Consider the following 19,651-nt stretch of genomic DNA (forward strand, 5'->3'; position numbering starts at 1 on the left):
GGAGGTTACTAAGGTGTTTGAAAATAGATATCCACTTTTTAATAGTGGAAGGCTTTTGAAGATTGATATGCTTGAGGAACTTAGGAATTTTCCTAGGGAATTTTTTAATGCACAATTTAAAGGATATTCTGATGGGATAATTTCAGGATGTGATATAGAGATTTCGGATAATTATATAAAGATATTAAAAGGAATAATAAAGCATGAAGGTGTTATTTATCTTTTAAAAGAAGATAGCAAAATTGAGTATATATGTAATAACAAACTTATGGTGTTAAAGGTGAAATTTTTACCTGAGATGCAGGATAGTGATTTCAGAATAAATTCAACAGAAATTTATTTGAGTGAAAATTTAAATAGTGAAGCAAATGAACTTGAAATTTGTAGGTTTAAATTAAGAACAGGCGCAAAGCTTAGAATTAATCATACAGATTTTACTGATTTAAATACGGAATATGACACGGTAAATACTATATATGCACCTTACTCAGCATATGGCAAAAGCAGTTTAAATCCTGAGATTTTAAGAAGATTTGGACAAGAATTATTGGAATGCAATTTAAACGAAGCTTGGGACATATCTTTTGTAATATCTTGTGTTCAAAGCAAGGAAGCTATTCAGAAAGAAATAATAGTCAGCTACTTAGTATATAAGCTGAACATTGAAATGAAGGATTATAGTAATGAAGATTTATACTACTATCTTTTAAATGTATTACATAGTATGAAAGATGGTGCAAGTGGACATGGACGACGAGGTGGAGGAAAGTTTAAGAAGATACTTATAGATTAGTTTGAGCAATTTTTTGAAATAGATCATTAATACAAAGTTGATGAAGTAAATTATTATTTTTTAATATAGGAAAATAGAGGAAGGAAGGGGTATATGGCAGAACGAATTGACGAAAAGATTTTAGATTTTATAAACGAAGTAGAAAAAAGAGAAGCAAAGAAAGATATTTGTAAAGGTCCTGTGAAGATTGGAGAAAGATATTATGAATTTGAGGAAAAAGATTTTTTTGATGAAAAGTTAAAAATATGGATTCCTAATGATTTTGAGGAGATGTCAGAAGAAGCTAGAAAATTTAAATATCCTTCAGAGAATAGACCAGAAATAATAAAGTGCAATGAAAATGGAAGTATAGCCATAACATTAAATATTACTGATAACCTATTAGATGAAGCACATGTAGAAGAGTTTAAAAATTTAAGTAAAGTAATTGTAAAGAGAATGAACCCAGCTAATGTATTTTTTGAAGATGGAGTATTAGAGATTAATAATAAAAATATAGGGTACTTTGATTATAAGAGTTCTGCAATAGATGATTTTTTATATAATTTTATGTTTTTTCTTGAATTTGAAGGTAAGGCGTTAATGGGAACCTTTAGTTGTATTCATAATGAATGCAAAGAATGGAGAGATGTTGTATTTCAAATTATTAGGAACATTAAAGAAAATAACAAGTCCAAAATGTCATGATTATTTTTCATCAGGCAAGGAAGTGGATTTGTCTCATAGTGGGCTATTAGATGAATCTGCTGATGAGCAGAGAACCCAAATCTATGATTTGGTGTGAATCGCTTACTCAGTGAGCGTATGCGAATCGAGCTTCCTCTTATGAAAAATAGGCTTGGCAGATGGACTTGTTATTTTTTTAATGTGACTTAAAACTATAAAAGTAGTAAAAGGAGATGAAGATGAATGAGTGATGAATATGTTTATGCTCAAGGAGATATTATAGTAGAACCTTATAAATTTCAGAAAATAACAAAGCTTAAGGTAGTTAATGAATTAAATGAACATTCAAAGCTTTGCATTAGCGGAATCATAAGTGATGAAAATGTAGACAAGTATGTTGAGTCAGCAGGAGCAAAGGATACTATTAATGTGTCATTAAAAGATGATGAAGGAAATGAAACTGTTTTATTTAATGGGTTTGTAACTAAGATTGGAATTAAAGCAAAAAATGATGTAAGAACACTAGAGGTGGAAGCATTAAGTAAAACATTCTTAATGGATATAAGAAAATTTAGTGGTTCATATCAAGATGAAAATCTTACTTTCAATGATATTTTTAAACAGAAAAATAGAGGATATAAAGATATTATAATGTTAGATAATGTTACAGATGGAGCTAAAATAAATAAATTTATAGTTCAATATAAGGAAACAGATTGGGAATTTTTAAAAAGACAAGCATCATATTTTAATGTGGCGTTAGTGCCTGAGTGTAGAATGACTGGAATAAAATATTCAATAGGTGGAGCTGGAGAAAACAAAGTTTATGATATTGATGAATTTAACTATTCTATAGAGAAAGACTTGCAGGAATATAAGTTGAGAGATTCCAATGAAGCATATGCATTAAATGATTTAAATTTAGTGAGCTATGAAATAACTACTAATAAGTTAATGAAACTATATAATAAAGTTAATTTTAAAGGAAGACAGCTTTTAGTATATAGAGTTGAAACAGAGCTTGAAGGAGGAATGATCACAAGTAAGTACATATTAAAAGATGAAAATGGTATGAAGGTGAAAAGAGTATATAATGACAAAATGATAGGAATGTCTCTTCAAGGCAGAGTTCTTGATACCCAGAAGGACAGGGTTAAGGTTTCATTAGAAATAGATGGTAGTTCAACCGAACGTGATGGTGCAAGATGGTTTGAATTTGCTACTATATTTTCACAGCCAAATGGGACAGGTTGGTACTGTATGCCTGAAATTGAGGATGTAGTTAGACTATATTTCCCAGATAATGAAGAAAAACATGCATATGTAGTAAGTTCAATGCATTATGAAGGAATCGATTCTAGCAAACGAAGTGATCCATCTGTAAAGAGTATAAGTACAAAGTATGGAAAAGAAATTGTTATGAGCCCTGGTTCTGTTGAAATAATTGGGAATGGAAATCTTCTTATGAAAATGACTGATGATGGGGGCATAGAAGTAAATAGTAATAAAAAGATAATACTAGATGCTAAAGATGATATAGAAATAAATGGCGGAGCTAAGGTACAAATCAAAGGGCATAAAGGAATTAAGTTAACTCAAGCAGATGCAAGTATGACAATAAAAAATGATGTAACAATGAGTGGAGGAAAAGTGAACGTTCAAAATTAAGGCACAATCTTAGAATAATGGACCAGTAGGATATATTTTTAAAATATTATTTATTTTATGTGATTAATGGAGAACTTTACAAGGATTAAATATATGATAAAAAGAGCTGATAAAAATGAAGTGTTAAAAGAATTTGAAGAAAAATATGTAAAAGATAGACATATAACTGAATTTGAAAAAATCATAGAAAAATATAAAACTATTAGCGATATAGTCACAGAAAATTTAGTTTCAAAATTTAATTCTGTCTGCAAAGAAGCTATTTTACTTCAGGAAAAAGAATTAAAAGGTGAAATAATGTATATTTATTTTTCGATACTTAGAACCAGCATTCTTGAAAATAAAGGACAATGGAGAATTGATTTGTATGATGAAAAGTGGCTTTTAGATAACGAAGAGTGTTCAGTAAATATAGATTTAGATTTCATTTATGAACCTCTTTTTAACCATATGAAAGAACTTTCAGAGAAGAAAAAAGAATATGTTCATATTAAAAAATCGCAAAGCACAACTAAGATCTTTCAAATTAAAGAAAAGGATATAGAATACATAAAACTAAGAGAAGCAAATAAATATCATGGTTTAGCTTTAAACATAATTAGAGATGCATTGCAAAATTTTTTAGAATGTACTTCATATGAAGAAATGAAAAAGAAAGAAGATATAACTATTATGGCAGGCGAATATATGGATGCTGCAATTAGGATAAGGCACATGAAAGAAAATAACAAGTCCAAAATGCCATGATTATTTTGTATCAGGCAAGGAAGTGGATTTGTCTCATAGCGGGCTATTAGAGGAATCCGCTAACGCAGCATGATGCAAAATAGGCTTGGCAGATGGACTTGTTATTTTTTTGATTGTGCCTCAATGAAAAACATCATAAATTGGATTTTAGTTGAAAGGAAAGAAGATGGATTATTTTTTGTTAAAGCAGGATGAAGAATCTAAAAATGTACCAGTGCTAATGGATGTTTTTAATAAGGTAGATGTTAGAAATATAAATTTATTAAATGCTCATAAGATTGATGAGATTCTTATATTTAATGTTAAATGTACTGATGAAACTGAATTTTTAGATATCCTAGATAGAAATTTATTTCTTATTTCTGAGAAAATGAAGAAAATAATTGAAAAGTATGATTCGGGAATTTTATTTAAAATTATTCCGCTTATAGATTTGACTAATGAGAGACAGGAAAATTATTATATGCCAATATTCGAAGAGATAGAATGTTTGAGTGAAAAAGCAGAATTAAATTTAAATAAGACAGTAGTAAAAAAAGTCATTTTGGACAAAGAAAAAATTAAAGGAAAGAAAATTTTCAAGATAAAGGAAAGTTCAAAAACTTTGGTGGTAGTAAGATTAGATGTTGCTGAGAGTCTGCTTAGAAGAGAGTTTAAGGGACTATGTTTAAAAAGATTAGAAATTGAAGCTTAGGTCACAATCAAAAAAATAGGAGATGATAAAGTTGGCAAGTGGTATTGCATATGTAGTTAGAGGTGCAAAGATGAAATGTGATAAAGGAACTGATACAAAAAGAATAAATCTACCTGTAAGTCATGGAGCATATTCAAATGAAAAGCCAATAATGAATGAAAGCGATAATATTGTAGGACAAAATATAAGTAGTTTTGGAATATGCAGTGGAGGATGTCCTTCAAGTGGTGGCAACGAAAAAAGGAAAAAGTGTCAAGTGAAGATATTAAAGGAGTGGATGAATACTAAGGAAGATACCTTAGTAGAAGGAGAACCAGCATTGACTACAGATTCAATTTTAATATGTGCTTATGGAGGAGTAATAAAATTTATTACAGATGGACAAGTTTAGAAAGTGCAAAGGGGGAAAGTAGATGGGAGAAATTCATAAACTAAGGGTAAAGTCACCATATGAGTTAATGAAGATAGTAGATATAAAAATTGAAAATAGACCAAATGAGCATGGATATTTATACTTAAAATGTTTAATAGATGAGAGTGTGAATTTTAATTTTACTATAAAAGCTCATACAGAAGATAAAATATGCGTTTATGAAGAAATGGAAGATACAAATGATGAAAAAATAGTTAACATAAATGAAGTTAACGAAAGAAATAGTAAAAGATTATTTTATGGAATGGTTCAAAATATTAGAACAACTAATGTAAATGGAGTTTACTATTTAGAAATTCAAGCTTTAACTTCAAGTTCAAAACTGGATATAAAGGAAAAAAGTAGATCATTTCAAAATGTCAAAATGACATATGATGCTCTCATAAGTGAGATATTAGGAAATTACTCAGGTTTTACGTTCGCTCAAAATGTAGGAAATGGACAAAAAATCAATAAGCCATTATTTCAATATAAGGAGACGGATTGGAATTTTTTAAAAAGGATTGCAAGTGAATTAAAGGCAGAATTATATTGTGATATAATAAATTTTAATTATATGTTTAATTTTGGAATTTATCATGATCAGAGTTATGAATTGAATGATAATGTGGATTATGATGCTTTTAAAGATATTGAAAGCTTTTATGAAGCAGGAGGATATAATGCAGGATATGATGACAAAGATTTCTTCTATTATGAAATAGAGGCAAGAGATATCTTTGAAGTTGGTTCTAAAATTCATTATAAGCAAAAGGATTTATATGTTAGAGAATATGAAGCCTATAAAGAAAAGGAAGAACTACTTTATAAATATAAATTATGCAGAAAATATGGAATATGGCAAAACACAATTTACAATAAGCGTTTAAAGGGAGCTACCCTTGAAGGAAAAGTTATTGCAGTAAAAGGAGAATTAGTAAAACTTCATTTAGATATAGATGAAAATCAGAATAAAGCTGAAGCACATTGGTTTGTTTATGCACCACCATCAGTAAATATAATGTATTCAATGCCTTTAGTTTCGGAAATAGCAAGGCTTTATTTTCCGAATGAAAGCAGTGAAGCTCCAATTGTTACAGGATGTGTAAGAAAAAATGGTGATACCTGCGAAGGAACGGCTGATACAAGAAATAGATACTTTCATACAGAGCATGGAAGTGAAATAGCAATGCTTCCAGATGCTTTAAATATAAAAGGTGGAAGTAATAAAGCTTTGAGTATAAGTTTTGATGATAAGAGTGGAGTTAAACTTAAAAGCCACAAGGGATTAAGATTAAATGCTGATGGGGAAATAGTAATAAAAACACATAAGAGAGTAAAAATAAAGGCACAAAGTCAAATATTAATGACAAAAGGAAATAAATCGCATGGAATTTCAATAGAAGGTGAATTCCATGTAAAAGGAAATAATGTAATAACAAATGGAAGCAGTAGAGAAACTTATGCTCCTTTTGCAGAAGGAGAGAATGATGATAAAGGCAGAAATATAAGTTTTGAATATGTTCAGAAGAATTTCTTGGCAGGTTATCATGCAAAGCAAACAGGATGGATACAAGATGGTGATTCATGGTATTATTTTGATCCTAGCAGTGGTGAAATGGTAACAAATAAATGGGAGCAGGATAGCAATGGTAACTGGTACTATTTGGGTTCAGATGGGAAGATGGTAACAGATAAATGGGAGCAAGATAGTAGTGGAAATTGGTATTATTTAGGACCAGACGGAAAAATGGTAACAAACAAATGGGAGCAGGATAGTAGTGGTAACTGGTACTATTTAGGTTCAGATGGAAAGATGGTAACAGACAAGTGGGAACAAGATAGTAGTGGCAGCTGGTACTATTTAGGTTCAGATGGAAAAATGGTAACAAACAAATGGGAGCAGGATAGCAATGGTAACTGGTACTATTTGGGTTCAGATGGGAAGATGGTAACAGATAAATGGGAGCAAGATAGTAGTGGCAATTGGTATTACCTAGGTTCGGATGGAAAAATGGTGACAGATAAGTGGGAACAAGATAGTAAGGGTAATTGGTACTATCTAAGTTCAGATGGTAAGATGGCGAACACTGATGATTCTAATTTAAATTCTGAGCATAATGCAATAGAAGCACTTTCAGGAGCTATGGCTATAGCTGCAAATGTTTATAGTGCTAAAGACTCTTCTGTAAAAGAATGTAAAATATTGGTTGGTGCACAGGTAGAATCTGCAAAGTCAAGCGGTAATTTGAATTCAAATTCTAAAGCACAAACAGGATGGATAAAAGATGCTGATAGTATATGGCAATATTTTGATTATGAGGGTCATATAGCAACAGGATGGATGAAACAGAATGATGCATGGTACTATTTTAATTCAGATGGTAAAATGCAAACAGGATGGCAGAAATATGATGGCAAGTGGTACCATTTGGATGATAATGGTAATATGCAAACTGGTTGGAAAGCAATCGATGGTAATGAGTACTATTTCGATCCAGATGGTAAGATGGCATCAAACTATTGGATACAAGATAAAGGGGATTGGTATTATTTAGATAATAATGGTAAGATGCAAACGGGTTGGGTAGATACTGGTGGAAAACAGTATCATTTAGATCCTTATGGTAAGATGCAAACTGGATGGCAAAATATCGGTGGTAACCAGTACTATTTCGATTTAGATGGTAAGATGGCATCAAACTATTGGATACAGGATAAAGATGATTGGTATTATTTAGATAATAATGGTAAGATGCAAACAGGTTGGGTAGATACTGGTGGAAAACAGTATCATTTAGATCCTGATGGTAAGATGGAAACTGGATGGAAAAAGCTCGATGATAACCAGTACTATTATTTCTATTCATATGGTGAAATGGCATCAAACCAGTGGATACAAGATAAAGGCGATTGGTATTATTTGGGTTCTGATGGCAAAATGCAAACAGGGTGGATAAAAGATAATGGAAAGTGGTACCACTTGGATAATGACGGTAAAATGCAAACAGGGTGGAAGGATATAGACGACACATGGTACTATTTCGAGGATAATGGTAAAATGAAAACAGGCTGGGTATCATATGGGAATTTATGGTACTATTATGATGACTCTACTGGTAAAAGTCAAATAGAGTGGATAAAAGATAATAAAGAAAAATGGTACTATTTAAATTCTGATCATACAATAAAAACAAATTGGCAGGAAATAGATGGTATATGGTACTATTTCGAGCCTAATGGTGAAATGAAAACAGGATGGATACAAGATAGTGAAGGCAAATGGTACTACTATGATAAGTCTAGTGGTGAAAGTCAAACAGGTTGGATAAAGTATAATAATAACTGGTATTATTTATATTCAGAGAGGCAAATAGCAACAGGCTGGGCATATTTGAATGGTAGTCATTACTATTTTAATTCTGACGGTGAAATGCAAACAGGATGGATACAAGATAATGGTTACTCTTATTATTTGAATGACAATGGGATTATGGCACATGATACTACAATTGATGGGTATTATGTAAATGCTAATGGTGAATGGGAACCTAATAAGTATAACGAGAGTGGTAATGCTGATCATGTGTGCTATATATTTTATCAGCCTAATATAAAGTCTGGAGATAAAAAACATTCATTTTACGCACAAGCTAAAATTGAGGCAGAAAAATATAAGATAAAATATCCTGGTACGGAGGTTATTTTGGTTCCTGTAACAAGTCCACATGATTTTGAACAAAGATGGAATAAGATGGATGATGAGACTAAGGTTATAGATGCTGTTCAAATTATTCTACATGGTAGTATAAATGATGATAGCGATGGCAATGGCGCAGGGTTTATGTATTTTGAGGGCGAAGAGTCAGAAGATGGTAATACAGATACTTGGTATAGAATTGCAACTGATACATCTGTTATTCCTGATAATCAAAAGGAAGAGGATATATTGATATCTGATCTAAATAATAAAAAAATGAATGAATTATATTTTAGCTCTTGTAATTCTGCTAATCCTGATGCGCGAAATGTAGCAAGTGAATTTAGTAAGATTGTTGAAGCCAATAGGATAACAGGATGGGACGGTGGAACAGTATATAAATATAATGATGAAGAACCAGAGAAATCAGAGGAGGTTGCAGGAGGAGAAGGGGGTTATAGCAAAGCTGAAATGAAATTCACTGATGGTTGTGGTTGGCACCTAGTTCCAACTGAAACTAGTGGGCAACCAACTTGGTGGAAGTATGTTAAAAAGGATGAGTTTGGGAATCCGGTAAGAGAAAGAGAAGGAAAAGTGATTGTAAAGTAAGTATAGAATTTTTATTTATATATGGAAGGATAATATTATGAAAAAAATATTTATAGCAATAAGCATAATTCTTATGGTATTAGCAATTGGAATATGCAATAATAGCCCAACAGTAAAACTTTTTGAAAATGTAGATACAGAGAGTGTAGATAAAATTTCAATTGCATATATTGGTGGAATATTTAGTACTGAAGATAAGAGTCAAATATCAGAAATTATGAATTATCTAAAGACTTTAAAATTTTCTAAACGTTCTAATAATAGTGTCCCTAATACTACCCCAGATGCTGTAATGGGATTAAAATATAAAAATGGGGGCGGTATAGGTCTAAAAATATATGGTGATGTAGCTAGAGTATTACCTAAAGAAGAAGATGCGTATACTGTTGAGATGCATATATATGATGATCTTGAAGGGTTGTGTAAAAAGTATAAAAATAGTAAGTAATTAGCATATAATATAGCATAACGCTTTTGTGTAATTATGAATTTTATATCAAGTTAGCGGATGTAAGACGGCATTTTAGCTTCTACAGCATAGAACTATTAATATTAGCAGTATTTTTAGTAATTTAAAAAGAGTATCAAATTCGGAGTATTTTCGATAGTAATGAAACCTCATTTTTGTTAAATTATTAACCGAAATGAGGTTTTATAATTCAGAAAAAATTACTTGATGAATTTCAAACTTGAAGAATTGAATATATTGATGCTGATTCATTATTTATGAAGTTTGAAGATATGTGAACAACTTTATTAACTGATGATGAAATGGGAGACGTTGAGAGAGGATTGATTATTAGAGTTAAAATATCCATTTGAAGGAAGTATTGATTGATGAAGAAATATATAGTTATATTGTTGATTATTATAATTGCATGTGGAGTGTATACTAATTTTAATTATAAAAATAATACAAACAATAGAGAAACATCTATTACGCTAATCCCTGATACATCAGGATATGTATATAATGAGGATGCATATGTAGAATATTGTATAATAGATAATCGACCTAATGATTTGATGAAATTAAAGGAACTTATAAAAAAATATAATAATGATAATCCAATTGTAGAAGAAACAGGAGATGGAAGGAAACCAAGTAAATATAGAAGAGAATTTTTGGAAGTGACTAACTATACACCAAAAGATTGGAGACCTAAATGGCATTCTGACATAATTGATGATCATTTTAATGATGTTATTGCAAAAGTTAGTTGGAAAAAAGGTGATACAGAAAAATTATATGTTATTTGGAAAAAAGAATCAGATTCGTTTTGGAATAGAAAATCTAATAGGAAGACTATAGAAAAACTTACAGTTAAGGAATAAGATTTAAATATATTTTTAGCAAATTAAACTATGAAGTAGACAAATAGGATATCTTTGAAATGGATTTAGAAATTTGTTATAAGCAAAAGAAGAATCAGTAAGATTTTATCTAGATATAACTCAGAATTGAGCAAACCAATATGCTTGAACATGACCACTCAGCATCAAATATGACAATGGTATTTTATTTAAGACTTTAGTACTTATAGATCAGGTTCATAGGAGGCAAGAGAATTATTATCTACCAATAGTAGAAGAAGTTGAAGTGTTAAGTGATTCTGCTGAACTTAATTTAAATAAAACAGTGGTAAGAAAGTTAATTTAATATTATCATAGGCGCAGGTGACTCAATGTATAATATGACTTCGAATAATGAGAGTGGAAATAATCAATTGGATAGTGATAGAATTGATGCAAAAGGTGAAAAGTGAAGTACGCGTTCTGAAAATAGATTGAGAAGAAAGCTTGAAGGTAGAAATGATGATCAACGTAAGAATAAACATCTGCTAAAGAAAGTTATTTATATGTTGTCACATGTATATAACTCCTTTATGAGGTATATGGTGATTTTGTTTATTAGTCTATTCAATTTTACCATAAATCAGTGAGGAGTTATTTTATTTTGTTAAAAAATATCCCGCATTTATAAGGGGGGCGGCGTTTCGCCAACACTTAAATTAAATGAAACAGTGAAAGGAGAGATAGCTATTTTGAAAAGAACAATGAGTAGAGTAGTTATAACATTTTTTATATTATTAATTTGGGCGAGCGTGAAAGATTGCACAAAGGTAAAATTATATGAAGGAATAGATGTAAATAATGTTACTATAGTTTGAATTCGTACTCCTTTTTCATATCTTAAGATTGATGATAAGAGCAAGATAGTGGAGATTGTGAATGATTTAAAGGAATTAACATTTTATAAGAGTACTAATATTAATGCAGGTGATGATACTCCTAATGCAATTATAATATTAGAAGAAGAAAATGAAATAGTGATTGATAAAGTTATAATTTATGGTAACTCAGTTGCACATATTGGTGATAAAAATGATTATGAGATTAAGCATTCTGATTTGGATAAGCTATTCAAAAAATATAAAATTGACTAAAACATAAGCGTAAAAAAATTAACTTCATTGATGGTTGAGGTTAGTATCCAGTTCAAACTGAAACTAGTGGGCAACAAACTTGGTGGAAGTATGTTAAAAAGAATGAGTCTGGGAATCCAGTAAGATAAAGGGAAGGAAAAGTGATTGTAAAGTAAGTATAAAATTTTTATTTATATATGTAAGGAGAATATTATGAAAAAAATATTTATAGCAATAAGCATAATTCTTATAATATTAGCAATTGGAATATGCAATAATAGCCCAACAGTAAAACTTTTTGAAAATGTAGATACAGAGAGTGTCGATAAAATTTTCATTGCATATATTGGTGGAACTTTTAGTACTGAAGATAAGAGTAAAATATCGGAAATTATGAATTATCTAAAGACTTTAAAATTTTCTAAACGTTCCAATAATAGTGTCCCTAATACTACTGCAGATGCTATGGTAAGCGTGTCAAGCAAAAAAAAGATGATGATATAAGTATACAAATTTATGGAGATGTAGCTAGAGCGTATCCTAAAGAAGAAGATGGTTATACGGTTGATGCACATATATATAATGATCTTGAAAAACTATGTAAAAAGTACAAAAATGGTAAAAAATAAACTACTTAAAGATATTCTTTTTATAGTTGTCAGCAACAATAGGAAATGCCGATAGCTTACCACAAGTAGAAGCTTTTGCAGAAACACAGGAAAAGTGGTTAGGAAAATTATATATCTTAAGATGGAAAATATGTTAAAATAAGTTTTTCAGAAACTGCAATAAAGAGGATAAATGATTTAAAAAATCAATGTAAAAAAGATATAACATGAACAGTTACAGAGTATGGATATGATTCAGAAGATAAAAAGAGCTTATAGATTTTGCATCATCAAATGTTAGGAGTACAAAATCAGGAAGTGAAAATTCTCAATAGAATGTATATGAAGAAGATAGCCAATCAGAAGATATAGATCAATCAGAAATAAAAGAGGAATTAGGAGAATGAAAAAGATAAAAAAGTATATTTTAGTTTTACTATTAATAATAATTACTCTAACAGTAACAATTATTATTGCAGCTATAATGATGGATACAGTTACGATTCAACATGTGACAAAAAATATAGAAACAGTTGAAGGAACTAAAGAACCGTTAAGTACCACTACAAGTGAGATATATTGCGAATATATTGATGGAGAGAGTTATGGTGATTGGGTAGTTGTAGGTAAAGATGGAGTTTTATTTGAACATGATAAAAACCCTTGGGAAGAAGTTGTTGTTATAGGCAATGTGCCAAAGAAACTGAATAGGGATGTATTTCGTAGTATTTTTGTATTTAAAGGAAAATATTTAGGAGAACAAAAAATAAATATATATGATAATGGTCATATTTATAATCGTAAAACATTTGAATCAGAAGAATGGTTTATTAAATATCCAATAAAGAGGGTTTTTGATGGATTTAGTCCTAAGGATGGATTTTCTTTGTTAGATATAATAGATGAAGGAGAAATGCCAATTCGCGAAATAGAAAAAGACAATGAATAATTTTATATATTTTTACACTAATTTTTCTAATAGTATTATTGGTCAAAGTATTAAAAAACTATCTATCTAATAAATTAGAAAATAACAGAGTCAATTTAAATGTGTAGTGAGTTCGATTATTTTTTAATATATGCTTAAGAGGAAAGGAATGAGAGTTATTTTAAAAAAACAGGTATTATATTAGGTGGAATTCTTGTTATCTTATTAATTTGGAGAATTTGTACAACCAATAATACAAAAGTAAAGCTTTTTGAATCAGTGGATACAGATAGAATTGTAGAAATTAACATTTTTAATCCAGGAGCATCTTTTAATACTAATAGTAAAAATGACATATTGGAAATTATGAATTATTTAAAGAGTGTGAATCTTTGTGAAAATTCGGATAAAAGGCTACCTAATACTACTCCAGATGCTCAGATAGCATTAGAGGATGAAGAGGGGAAAACTATTAGCAGTGTTGCAATTTATGGAGATATAGCTATATTATATCCAGATAATGGAAAGTCGTATACAGTTTCTGGGTGTATATATAGTGATCTTGAAGAGTTATGCAAAAAGCTTAGAAATAAATAAGCTTTTAGAAATTTAAGCTTTAATTTCAAGTATAAAATTATACATTGAAAAAAGAGCAGATTGTTTCAAAAGGAAAGGAATGATAATTATTTTAAAGAAATTAGACATTATACTAGGTGCAATTCTTATTGTGGTATTATTTTTTGGAGTCTATTTGTTTAATAATAAAAGAATACAAATTTTTGCAAATTTGGATGCGGCAAAGATTGAAAAGATTTCAATTTCATATGTTGGAGGAACATTTATCACTACAGATAAGAGTCAGATAGCAGAAATTATTGATTATCTAAAGCCACTAAAATTTTCTAAACGTTCTGATAATAGTGTGCCTAATGAAACTCCAAATGCTGGCATTGCTTTGATTGACAGAAATGGACATGCAATAAGTGGCATGGCAATTTATGGTGATGTAGCTAGAGTGTATCCAAAAGAAAACGATGATTATACAATCCCTTGTGGTTTTGAAAAAGATATTGAAGATTTATGTGAAAAATATCAAGAAAATAATAAACTAAGCATCGAATAAAAAGAATAATATTAAAAAGGAGAAAATCATGAAGGTTAAAAGGTTAATATTATTTATAATAATAATTACACTTTCATTAGGTCTATTATCGTGTACTTCTTATAAATCTATGTTAAACGAAAGGTTGTCTGAGTTAAATACAAATAATGATAATAAAATTGCAGATACACAATTTCAGAATATCATACAATCCTTAGAAAATAAGGACAAGGAAGGACTGAAAAAGATATTCTCGCCTAATGCATTGAAAGAAGCAAATGATATTGATGGCGGTATTGATTATTTAATGAAGTTTTATAAAGGAAAGATGAAATCAAGGGATGAATGTACAATACCAAGTACAGACTTAGTTGAGGATGGTGAAAAGAAAACAGAACTTGATTGTAAATATGAAGTTACTACAGATGAAGATACGTATATAGTGTTTTTTGTTTACCAGAGAGTTGATACTAAAAATCCAGATAATGTAGGAGTTTACATGTTACAAATAATTAAGAAGTCAGACAGAAAAGACCAGTTTGACTGGGGCGGAGATAAGACAAGGTGTGCAGGTATTTATCGCACAGGTGCTACCAAATAGCTAGTTAGGAATATATGCAAAATATAAAAGGAGAAAATCATGAATATTAAGAGATTGCTAATATTTATAACTATTATCACACTTTCTTTAAATTTAATATCGTGTAGGTCTATATTGTGTCTACATTAGGTGTTAAAAGTGATAAAGAAATTGCAGAAGCACGTTTTCAGAAAATCGTAGAATGCTTAGAAGATAATGATAAAGAAGGACTGAAAAAAATATTTTCTTCTAATGCATTAAAAGAAGCAAAAGATATTGATGGCAGCATTGATTATATAAGTGGATTTTTTAAAGGTAAAATACAGTCAAAGGATGTTGCACTTGAAGTTTCAGATCATAAAGATAATGGGAAAAATACAAGAGAATTGAAAGCTTTCTACACAGTTATAACGGATGAAGGCACGTATATAGTGTTTTTTATAGATCAATTAGTTGACACTAAAAATCCTGATAATGTTGGTCTTTACATGTTGCAAATAATTAAGGAATCAGATGAAGAAAAAGAGTTTGATTGGGGCGGAGATAAGACAAGGTGTGCAGGTATTTATCGTCCAAGCATTGCAAAATAATGGATTTAGGTAAATATATTAAATTGAAATGATAAAGAATATTTTTGAATATGCCTTAGGAGGAATATATATGAAATTTGTAAAAAATGCGCTAATAAGTTTATATATAAATTTATTCATAATTATATTTTTATTTGTTAGTTTATTACGAGGATTAATAAAAAATGATATGGGAAACTGGATTCATATTCTATTAATAGCTGGAGTTATTATTTCTGGAATTTCAAATATTATATTTGCAGCGAAGAATACAATAAATTCATGTAAATTATGTAAAAATAGAGACTATAATTCATTGCGTAAATGTATGAAAATATTAAAATTTGGAGCAATTCCATATTTCATTTTAAATTTTGCTATGCATTTTTTAATATTTCTATTTTTATTTGCAGCATCTCGTGGAACAATGATATTTACACCAATTCCATTATTATTTTTTATTCCTATTTGTTTTACATATCCAACAGTTGTATTTACATCATTGTATGGCATAGGCTTTGTAGTGAGTATCAGCAGAGATAAAAAGTTGAGCAAAAAAAAGTTTATATTTCATGTTTTATTACAATTATGTTTTATTTTAGATGTAATAAGTACAATAAGCTTGCTTATAAAATATAAAAAAATTGATGAGATAAACTAATATTCAAGTTGTTTTGGAGTATGTAGAGGTAATTGTCTATCAAGTGAAGAAAACGTAAAATATTATTAAAATATAATATTGACCAAAAGCTTGAAGAATAATGATTAGAAAATATCATTATGTATACTAAAAGACAAGAAAATATGAATAAATAGTTAATCTTTTGAGTGAGTAGAAGATTCATATATATATTATGTTTTTAATTTATGAGTTAACAGGGAAAAAAATTCTTTGTTAACCTTTTTTATAAGTCAAGCTGATTCCTATATTATAAGGAAAATAAAAGAGAGAAATTTATAAATTCATATAGAAAACATAAGTGAAATAGCAATTTTATTTTAATTTTAATTTCAATATTTTAGCTTTTATGTAGAAAATTATTAACTTTGTATGTTATATTCCTTTTAGAGTATTTAACAATATAAGGCACAATCAAAAAAATAATAGACCAGTATACGTGTATATTTCGCGTCATACTGCGTCGGCAAATTCTACTAATAGACCCGCTATGAGCAGAATTCGCCTCCTTGTCTGACACGAAATATTCTACGAATCTTTGGTCTATTATTTTTTTTCATGTGCCTAAATTACAAAGACATAGGAGGATAGAAAAATGGATAAAAAAATTGATGAAAAAATATTAGAGTATATAACTCAAGAAGAAAATATAAAATCAAGAAAGGATATTTTTAATGGACCAGTTAAAATAAGAGATATTTTTTATGAGTTCATAGAGATGGAATTCTTTGATAAAAAGTTAAAAATGTATATTCCAAAAGATTTTGAGGATATGACTATTGAAGCGAGAAAGTTTAAATATCCATCAGAGAACCGTCCAGAGATAATAAAGAGTAATGGAGATGGGGATATAGCTATAACATTAAAACTTATAGATGATCCATTGAAGGAAAACAATATTAAAAAATTAATAAGTACATTAAAGTTAATTAATAAAAGACTGAATCCTGCTTTTATATTTTTTGATGAAGGAATTTTAGAAGTAGATAATAAGAAAATTGGATTTTATGATTTTAAAAGTTTTGCTATAGATGATTCATTATATAATTTAGTATTTTTATTTGAATTTGAAGGCAAGACAATGATGGGGGCATTTACTTGTTGTTATAAGGATTCTGATGAATGGAAAGATATAGCTTTTGAAATTATAAAAACTATAAAAGTTAGAGAAGAGGAGAAGGAGGATGAGAAATAAATGAGAAGTGGATATACGTATACTCAAGGGGATATTTTAGTAGAACCATATGCATTTATTAAAATTTTAGATTTAAAAATAGATAGAAAAATTAATGAACATGCAAAAATTTATATAAGTGGAATTATAAGTGATGAAAATGCAGATAAGTATGTTGAAGTAGCAGATGATGATGAAAGTATTAAGGTATCAGTAAAAGATGACAACAATAATATTATAGATTTATTTCAAGGAATGGTAACTAATATAGCTATAAATTCTACAAATGATGTAAAAACATTAGAAATTGAAGCATTAAGTTATACTTTTGAGATGGATATAGAAAAGAAATATCGTAGCTTTCAAGGTGAAAATTTAACTTATGCAGATATTTTTAACAAAGTAAATAAAGATTACAGCAATCTTCAAATGAGAGAGTACATTCCGATTGGACAAACTATTGATAAGATAATAGTTCAATATAATGAAACAGATTGGGAATTTATAAAGAGACTTGCTTCACATTTTAATGTAGGAGTTGTTCCTGAATGCAGATTATCAGGAATTAAATTTTCAATTGGAAAAGGAGAAAGTGAAGCATGTAACTTAGAGGAATTTAATTATTCCATTAATAAAGGATTAAAAGAATATAAGATAAAATCAAAGAACAGTAATTTAGGATTGATTGATACAGATTTAATAAGTTATCAAATTGTAACTAACAAAATTTTAGATTTATATAATTCAGTTAACTTTAAAAATAGGAATTTAAATGTATATAAAAGTGAAACAAGCATAGTTAATAGAGTAATTTCAACTAAATATACTTTAAGAGATGAAAAAGGTATGAAGGTGAGAAGGATTTATAATGATAAACTTGTTGGTGCATCATTAGATGGAAAAATATTAAACACGAAGGCTGATGTAGTAAAAATATCACTTAAGATAGATGGTTATCCGGGCAGCGAAGAGAATGCAGCATGGTTGCCATATTCTACAGTATTTTCATCACAAGATGGTACAGGTTGGTACTGCATGCCAGAAATAGGAGATGCCATAAGAATGTATTTCCCAGATAATGATGAAAAAAATACTTATGCTATAAGTTCAGTAAACTTAAAAGCAAGTAATCCAGCAAAACGTAGTGATCCATCAGTAAAAAGTATTGGAACAAAATATGGAAAAGAAATAATAATGAAACCTGGTGCAGTAGAGGTAATGGCTAATGGCAGCTTGTTTATGAAATTAACTGATTCTGGTGGTATAGAAATAAAGAGTGACAATAAAATAACATTGGATGCTAAAAAAGACATAGAAATAAATGGTGAAAATATAAAAATTGAAGGAAAGACTGCTGTTGATTTGGTATCTGGCGCTGGAGCAACTGTTACTATAAATGAGGATGTAACTGCAAGCGGAGCAAAGATTAATACACAATAATTTTTTTATTCTTTAGAAAATTATAATGCAGTTAAATCTGTGGATAACTTTTGGAAGCAGTGTAAATATAAGGCTAGTAGAGCCAATTTTAATATGAATAAAATGTTAACACAGAAAAGCATAGTCTGCGAAGCAGATTTTCTTGATGTCTAGGAAAGTATAAAATTTTTGAAATTTGAAAGCCAGCCATATCAATGGCTAAGACAAATTTAGCGTGCAAAAACGTGATTAAGAGAGAGTGTGGCGCAGCCACTTTGTTCTGAATTTAAATTAAAATATGTTGAAAAAAGATAAGGAGTATAAACATGGATTATTTTTTACTTGATCAAGATGAGAGATGTACTTGTATTCCAGAGCTTTTAAATCTCTATAAAAGTATTGATAAAAGAGACATAAATTTAAGTAGTGCAGATAAAATAGATGACACAATAATATTTTATATAAAGTCAAATCCTAATACTGAATTTTTAGATGTTTTAAACAAGCAGTTATTTTTAGTATCAGAGGATATGAAAAATATATTAGAAAAGTATAATGCAAATATTATATTTAAAATGTTGCCTTTAATTGATTTTGATAACTTAAAACAAGAAATTTATTACTTACCAATATTTGAAGAAATAGAAGCATTAAGTGAAGAGGCTGAGCTAAATTTGGATAAAACAGTGATAAAAAAATTAGTATTAAATAAAGAAAAAATTCAAGGTAAGAAGATATTTAAAATTAAAGAAAGTAAAAAAGATTTAATCATAATTAGATTAGATGTAGCTGAAAGTTTATTAAGAAGAGAGTTTAAAGGAATTGCAATAAAAAGAGTAGAGGTAAAAGAAAAGTAGAATTAAGCTACATTCAATTT

General features: G+C 29.1%; 21 protein-coding genes and 1 pseudogene. All 22 read left to right on the forward strand.

The features are described from left to right. Window positions 1–13: 13 nt before the first annotated feature. The 22 genes and pseudogenes from CLSA_RS03965 to CLSA_RS04060 all read left to right on the forward strand — a co-directional run bounded on the left by CLSA_RS03965 (window position 14) and on the right by CLSA_RS04060 (window position 19,631). The gene (locus tag CLSA_RS03965; RefSeq protein WP_022744112.1) at window positions 14–793 is read left to right on the forward strand and encodes a hypothetical protein; all 780 of its coding nucleotides are present in this window, start codon (window positions 14–16) and stop codon (window positions 791–793) included. A 93-nt stretch (window positions 794–886) separates the two neighbouring features. Beyond that, complete coding sequence (locus CLSA_RS03970; protein WP_022744113.1) at window positions 887–1,480, forward strand: hypothetical protein; 594 nt, start codon at window positions 887–889, stop codon at window positions 1,478–1,480. A gap of 222 nt (window positions 1,481–1,702) precedes the next feature. Further along, window positions 1,703–3,127 carry a phage baseplate assembly protein V gene (locus tag CLSA_RS03975; RefSeq protein ID WP_022744114.1) on the forward strand — a complete coding sequence of 475 codons (1,425 nt, stop codon included), beginning with the start codon at window positions 1,703–1,705 and terminating at the stop codon, window positions 3,125–3,127. Window positions 3,128–3,220: 93 nt separating this feature from the next. Next, entirely contained in the window at window positions 3,221–3,874 is a 654-nt protein-coding gene (locus tag CLSA_RS03980; RefSeq protein ID WP_022744115.1) for a hypothetical protein, read from the forward strand. Between the two features lie 166 nt (window positions 3,875–4,040). After that, complete coding sequence (locus CLSA_RS03985) at window positions 4,041–4,568, forward strand: imm11 family protein (RefSeq protein WP_022744116.1); 528 nt, start codon at window positions 4,041–4,043, stop codon at window positions 4,566–4,568. A gap of 31 nt (window positions 4,569–4,599) precedes the next feature. Continuing rightward, window positions 4,600–4,959 (forward strand): DUF4280 domain-containing protein, encoded by a 360-nt coding sequence (locus CLSA_RS03990; RefSeq protein ID WP_022744117.1) that lies wholly within the window; start codon window positions 4,600–4,602, stop codon window positions 4,957–4,959. 22 nt (window positions 4,960–4,981) lie between these two features. Then, window positions 4,982–6,463, forward strand: a pseudogene (locus CLSA_RS23340) (late control protein D); the annotation flags it as partial. A 54-nt stretch (window positions 6,464–6,517) separates the two neighbouring features. Further along, window positions 6,518–9,289, forward strand: a complete 2,772-nt coding sequence (locus tag CLSA_RS23750; protein ID WP_236903356.1) for a hypothetical protein — start codon at window positions 6,518–6,520, stop codon at window positions 9,287–9,289. Between the two features lie 37 nt (window positions 9,290–9,326). After that, on the forward strand, window positions 9,327–9,737 hold the full coding sequence (locus CLSA_RS04000) for a hypothetical protein (protein ID WP_022744119.1): 411 nt from the start codon (window positions 9,327–9,329) through the stop codon (window positions 9,735–9,737). Between the two features lie 389 nt (window positions 9,738–10,126). Continuing rightward, window positions 10,127–10,624: a hypothetical protein gene (locus CLSA_RS04005; protein WP_022744120.1), complete on the forward strand. Its 498-nt coding sequence runs from the start codon at window positions 10,127–10,129 to the stop codon at window positions 10,622–10,624. Window positions 10,625–11,334: 710 nt separating this feature from the next. Beyond that, on the forward strand, window positions 11,335–11,460 hold the full coding sequence (locus CLSA_RS24195; RefSeq protein WP_257788208.1) for a hypothetical protein: 126 nt from the start codon (window positions 11,335–11,337) through the stop codon (window positions 11,458–11,460). 57 nt (window positions 11,461–11,517) lie between these two features. Then, window positions 11,518–11,736 carry a hypothetical protein gene (locus CLSA_RS04010; RefSeq protein WP_155738333.1) on the forward strand — a complete coding sequence of 73 codons (219 nt, stop codon included), beginning with the start codon at window positions 11,518–11,520 and terminating at the stop codon, window positions 11,734–11,736. Window positions 11,737–11,928: 192 nt separating this feature from the next. Further along, complete coding sequence (locus tag CLSA_RS04015; RefSeq protein ID WP_022744123.1) at window positions 11,929–12,219, forward strand: hypothetical protein; 291 nt, start codon at window positions 11,929–11,931, stop codon at window positions 12,217–12,219. A gap of 507 nt (window positions 12,220–12,726) precedes the next feature. Next, window positions 12,727–13,272, forward strand: a complete 546-nt coding sequence (locus tag CLSA_RS04020) for a hypothetical protein (protein WP_022744124.1) — start codon at window positions 12,727–12,729, stop codon at window positions 13,270–13,272. A gap of 258 nt (window positions 13,273–13,530) precedes the next feature. Then, window positions 13,531–13,848: a hypothetical protein gene (locus tag CLSA_RS04025; RefSeq protein ID WP_022744125.1), complete on the forward strand. Its 318-nt coding sequence runs from the start codon at window positions 13,531–13,533 to the stop codon at window positions 13,846–13,848. A gap of 79 nt (window positions 13,849–13,927) precedes the next feature. Next, a complete protein-coding gene (locus tag CLSA_RS04030) occupies window positions 13,928–14,374 on the forward strand; it encodes a hypothetical protein (RefSeq protein ID WP_022744126.1) in 447 nt (148 codons plus the stop codon). Window positions 14,375–14,402: 28 nt separating this feature from the next. Beyond that, on the forward strand, window positions 14,403–14,954 hold the full coding sequence (locus CLSA_RS04035) for a DUF5104 domain-containing protein (protein WP_022744127.1): 552 nt from the start codon (window positions 14,403–14,405) through the stop codon (window positions 14,952–14,954). 116 nt (window positions 14,955–15,070) lie between these two features. After that, window positions 15,071–15,523: a DUF5104 domain-containing protein gene (locus CLSA_RS04040; RefSeq protein WP_022744128.1), complete on the forward strand. Its 453-nt coding sequence runs from the start codon at window positions 15,071–15,073 to the stop codon at window positions 15,521–15,523. A gap of 70 nt (window positions 15,524–15,593) precedes the next feature. Further along, window positions 15,594–16,163: a DUF6652 family protein gene (locus CLSA_RS04045; protein ID WP_041716060.1), complete on the forward strand. Its 570-nt coding sequence runs from the start codon at window positions 15,594–15,596 to the stop codon at window positions 16,161–16,163. Window positions 16,164–16,776: 613 nt separating this feature from the next. After that, a complete protein-coding gene (locus CLSA_RS04050) occupies window positions 16,777–17,376 on the forward strand; it encodes a hypothetical protein (protein ID WP_022744130.1) in 600 nt (199 codons plus the stop codon). After that, on the forward strand, window positions 17,377–18,795 hold the full coding sequence (locus tag CLSA_RS04055; RefSeq protein WP_022744131.1) for a type VI secretion system Vgr family protein: 1,419 nt from the start codon (window positions 17,377–17,379) through the stop codon (window positions 18,793–18,795). Window positions 18,796–19,100: 305 nt separating this feature from the next. Continuing rightward, window positions 19,101–19,631 carry an imm11 family protein gene (locus CLSA_RS04060; protein ID WP_022744132.1) on the forward strand — a complete coding sequence of 177 codons (531 nt, stop codon included), beginning with the start codon at window positions 19,101–19,103 and terminating at the stop codon, window positions 19,629–19,631. Window positions 19,632–19,651 lie beyond the last annotated feature (20 nt).

Origin of the sequence: Clostridium saccharobutylicum DSM 13864, from assembly GCF_000473995.1 — a bacterium.
GTDB lineage: Bacteria > Bacillota > Clostridia > Clostridiales > Clostridiaceae > Clostridium > Clostridium saccharobutylicum.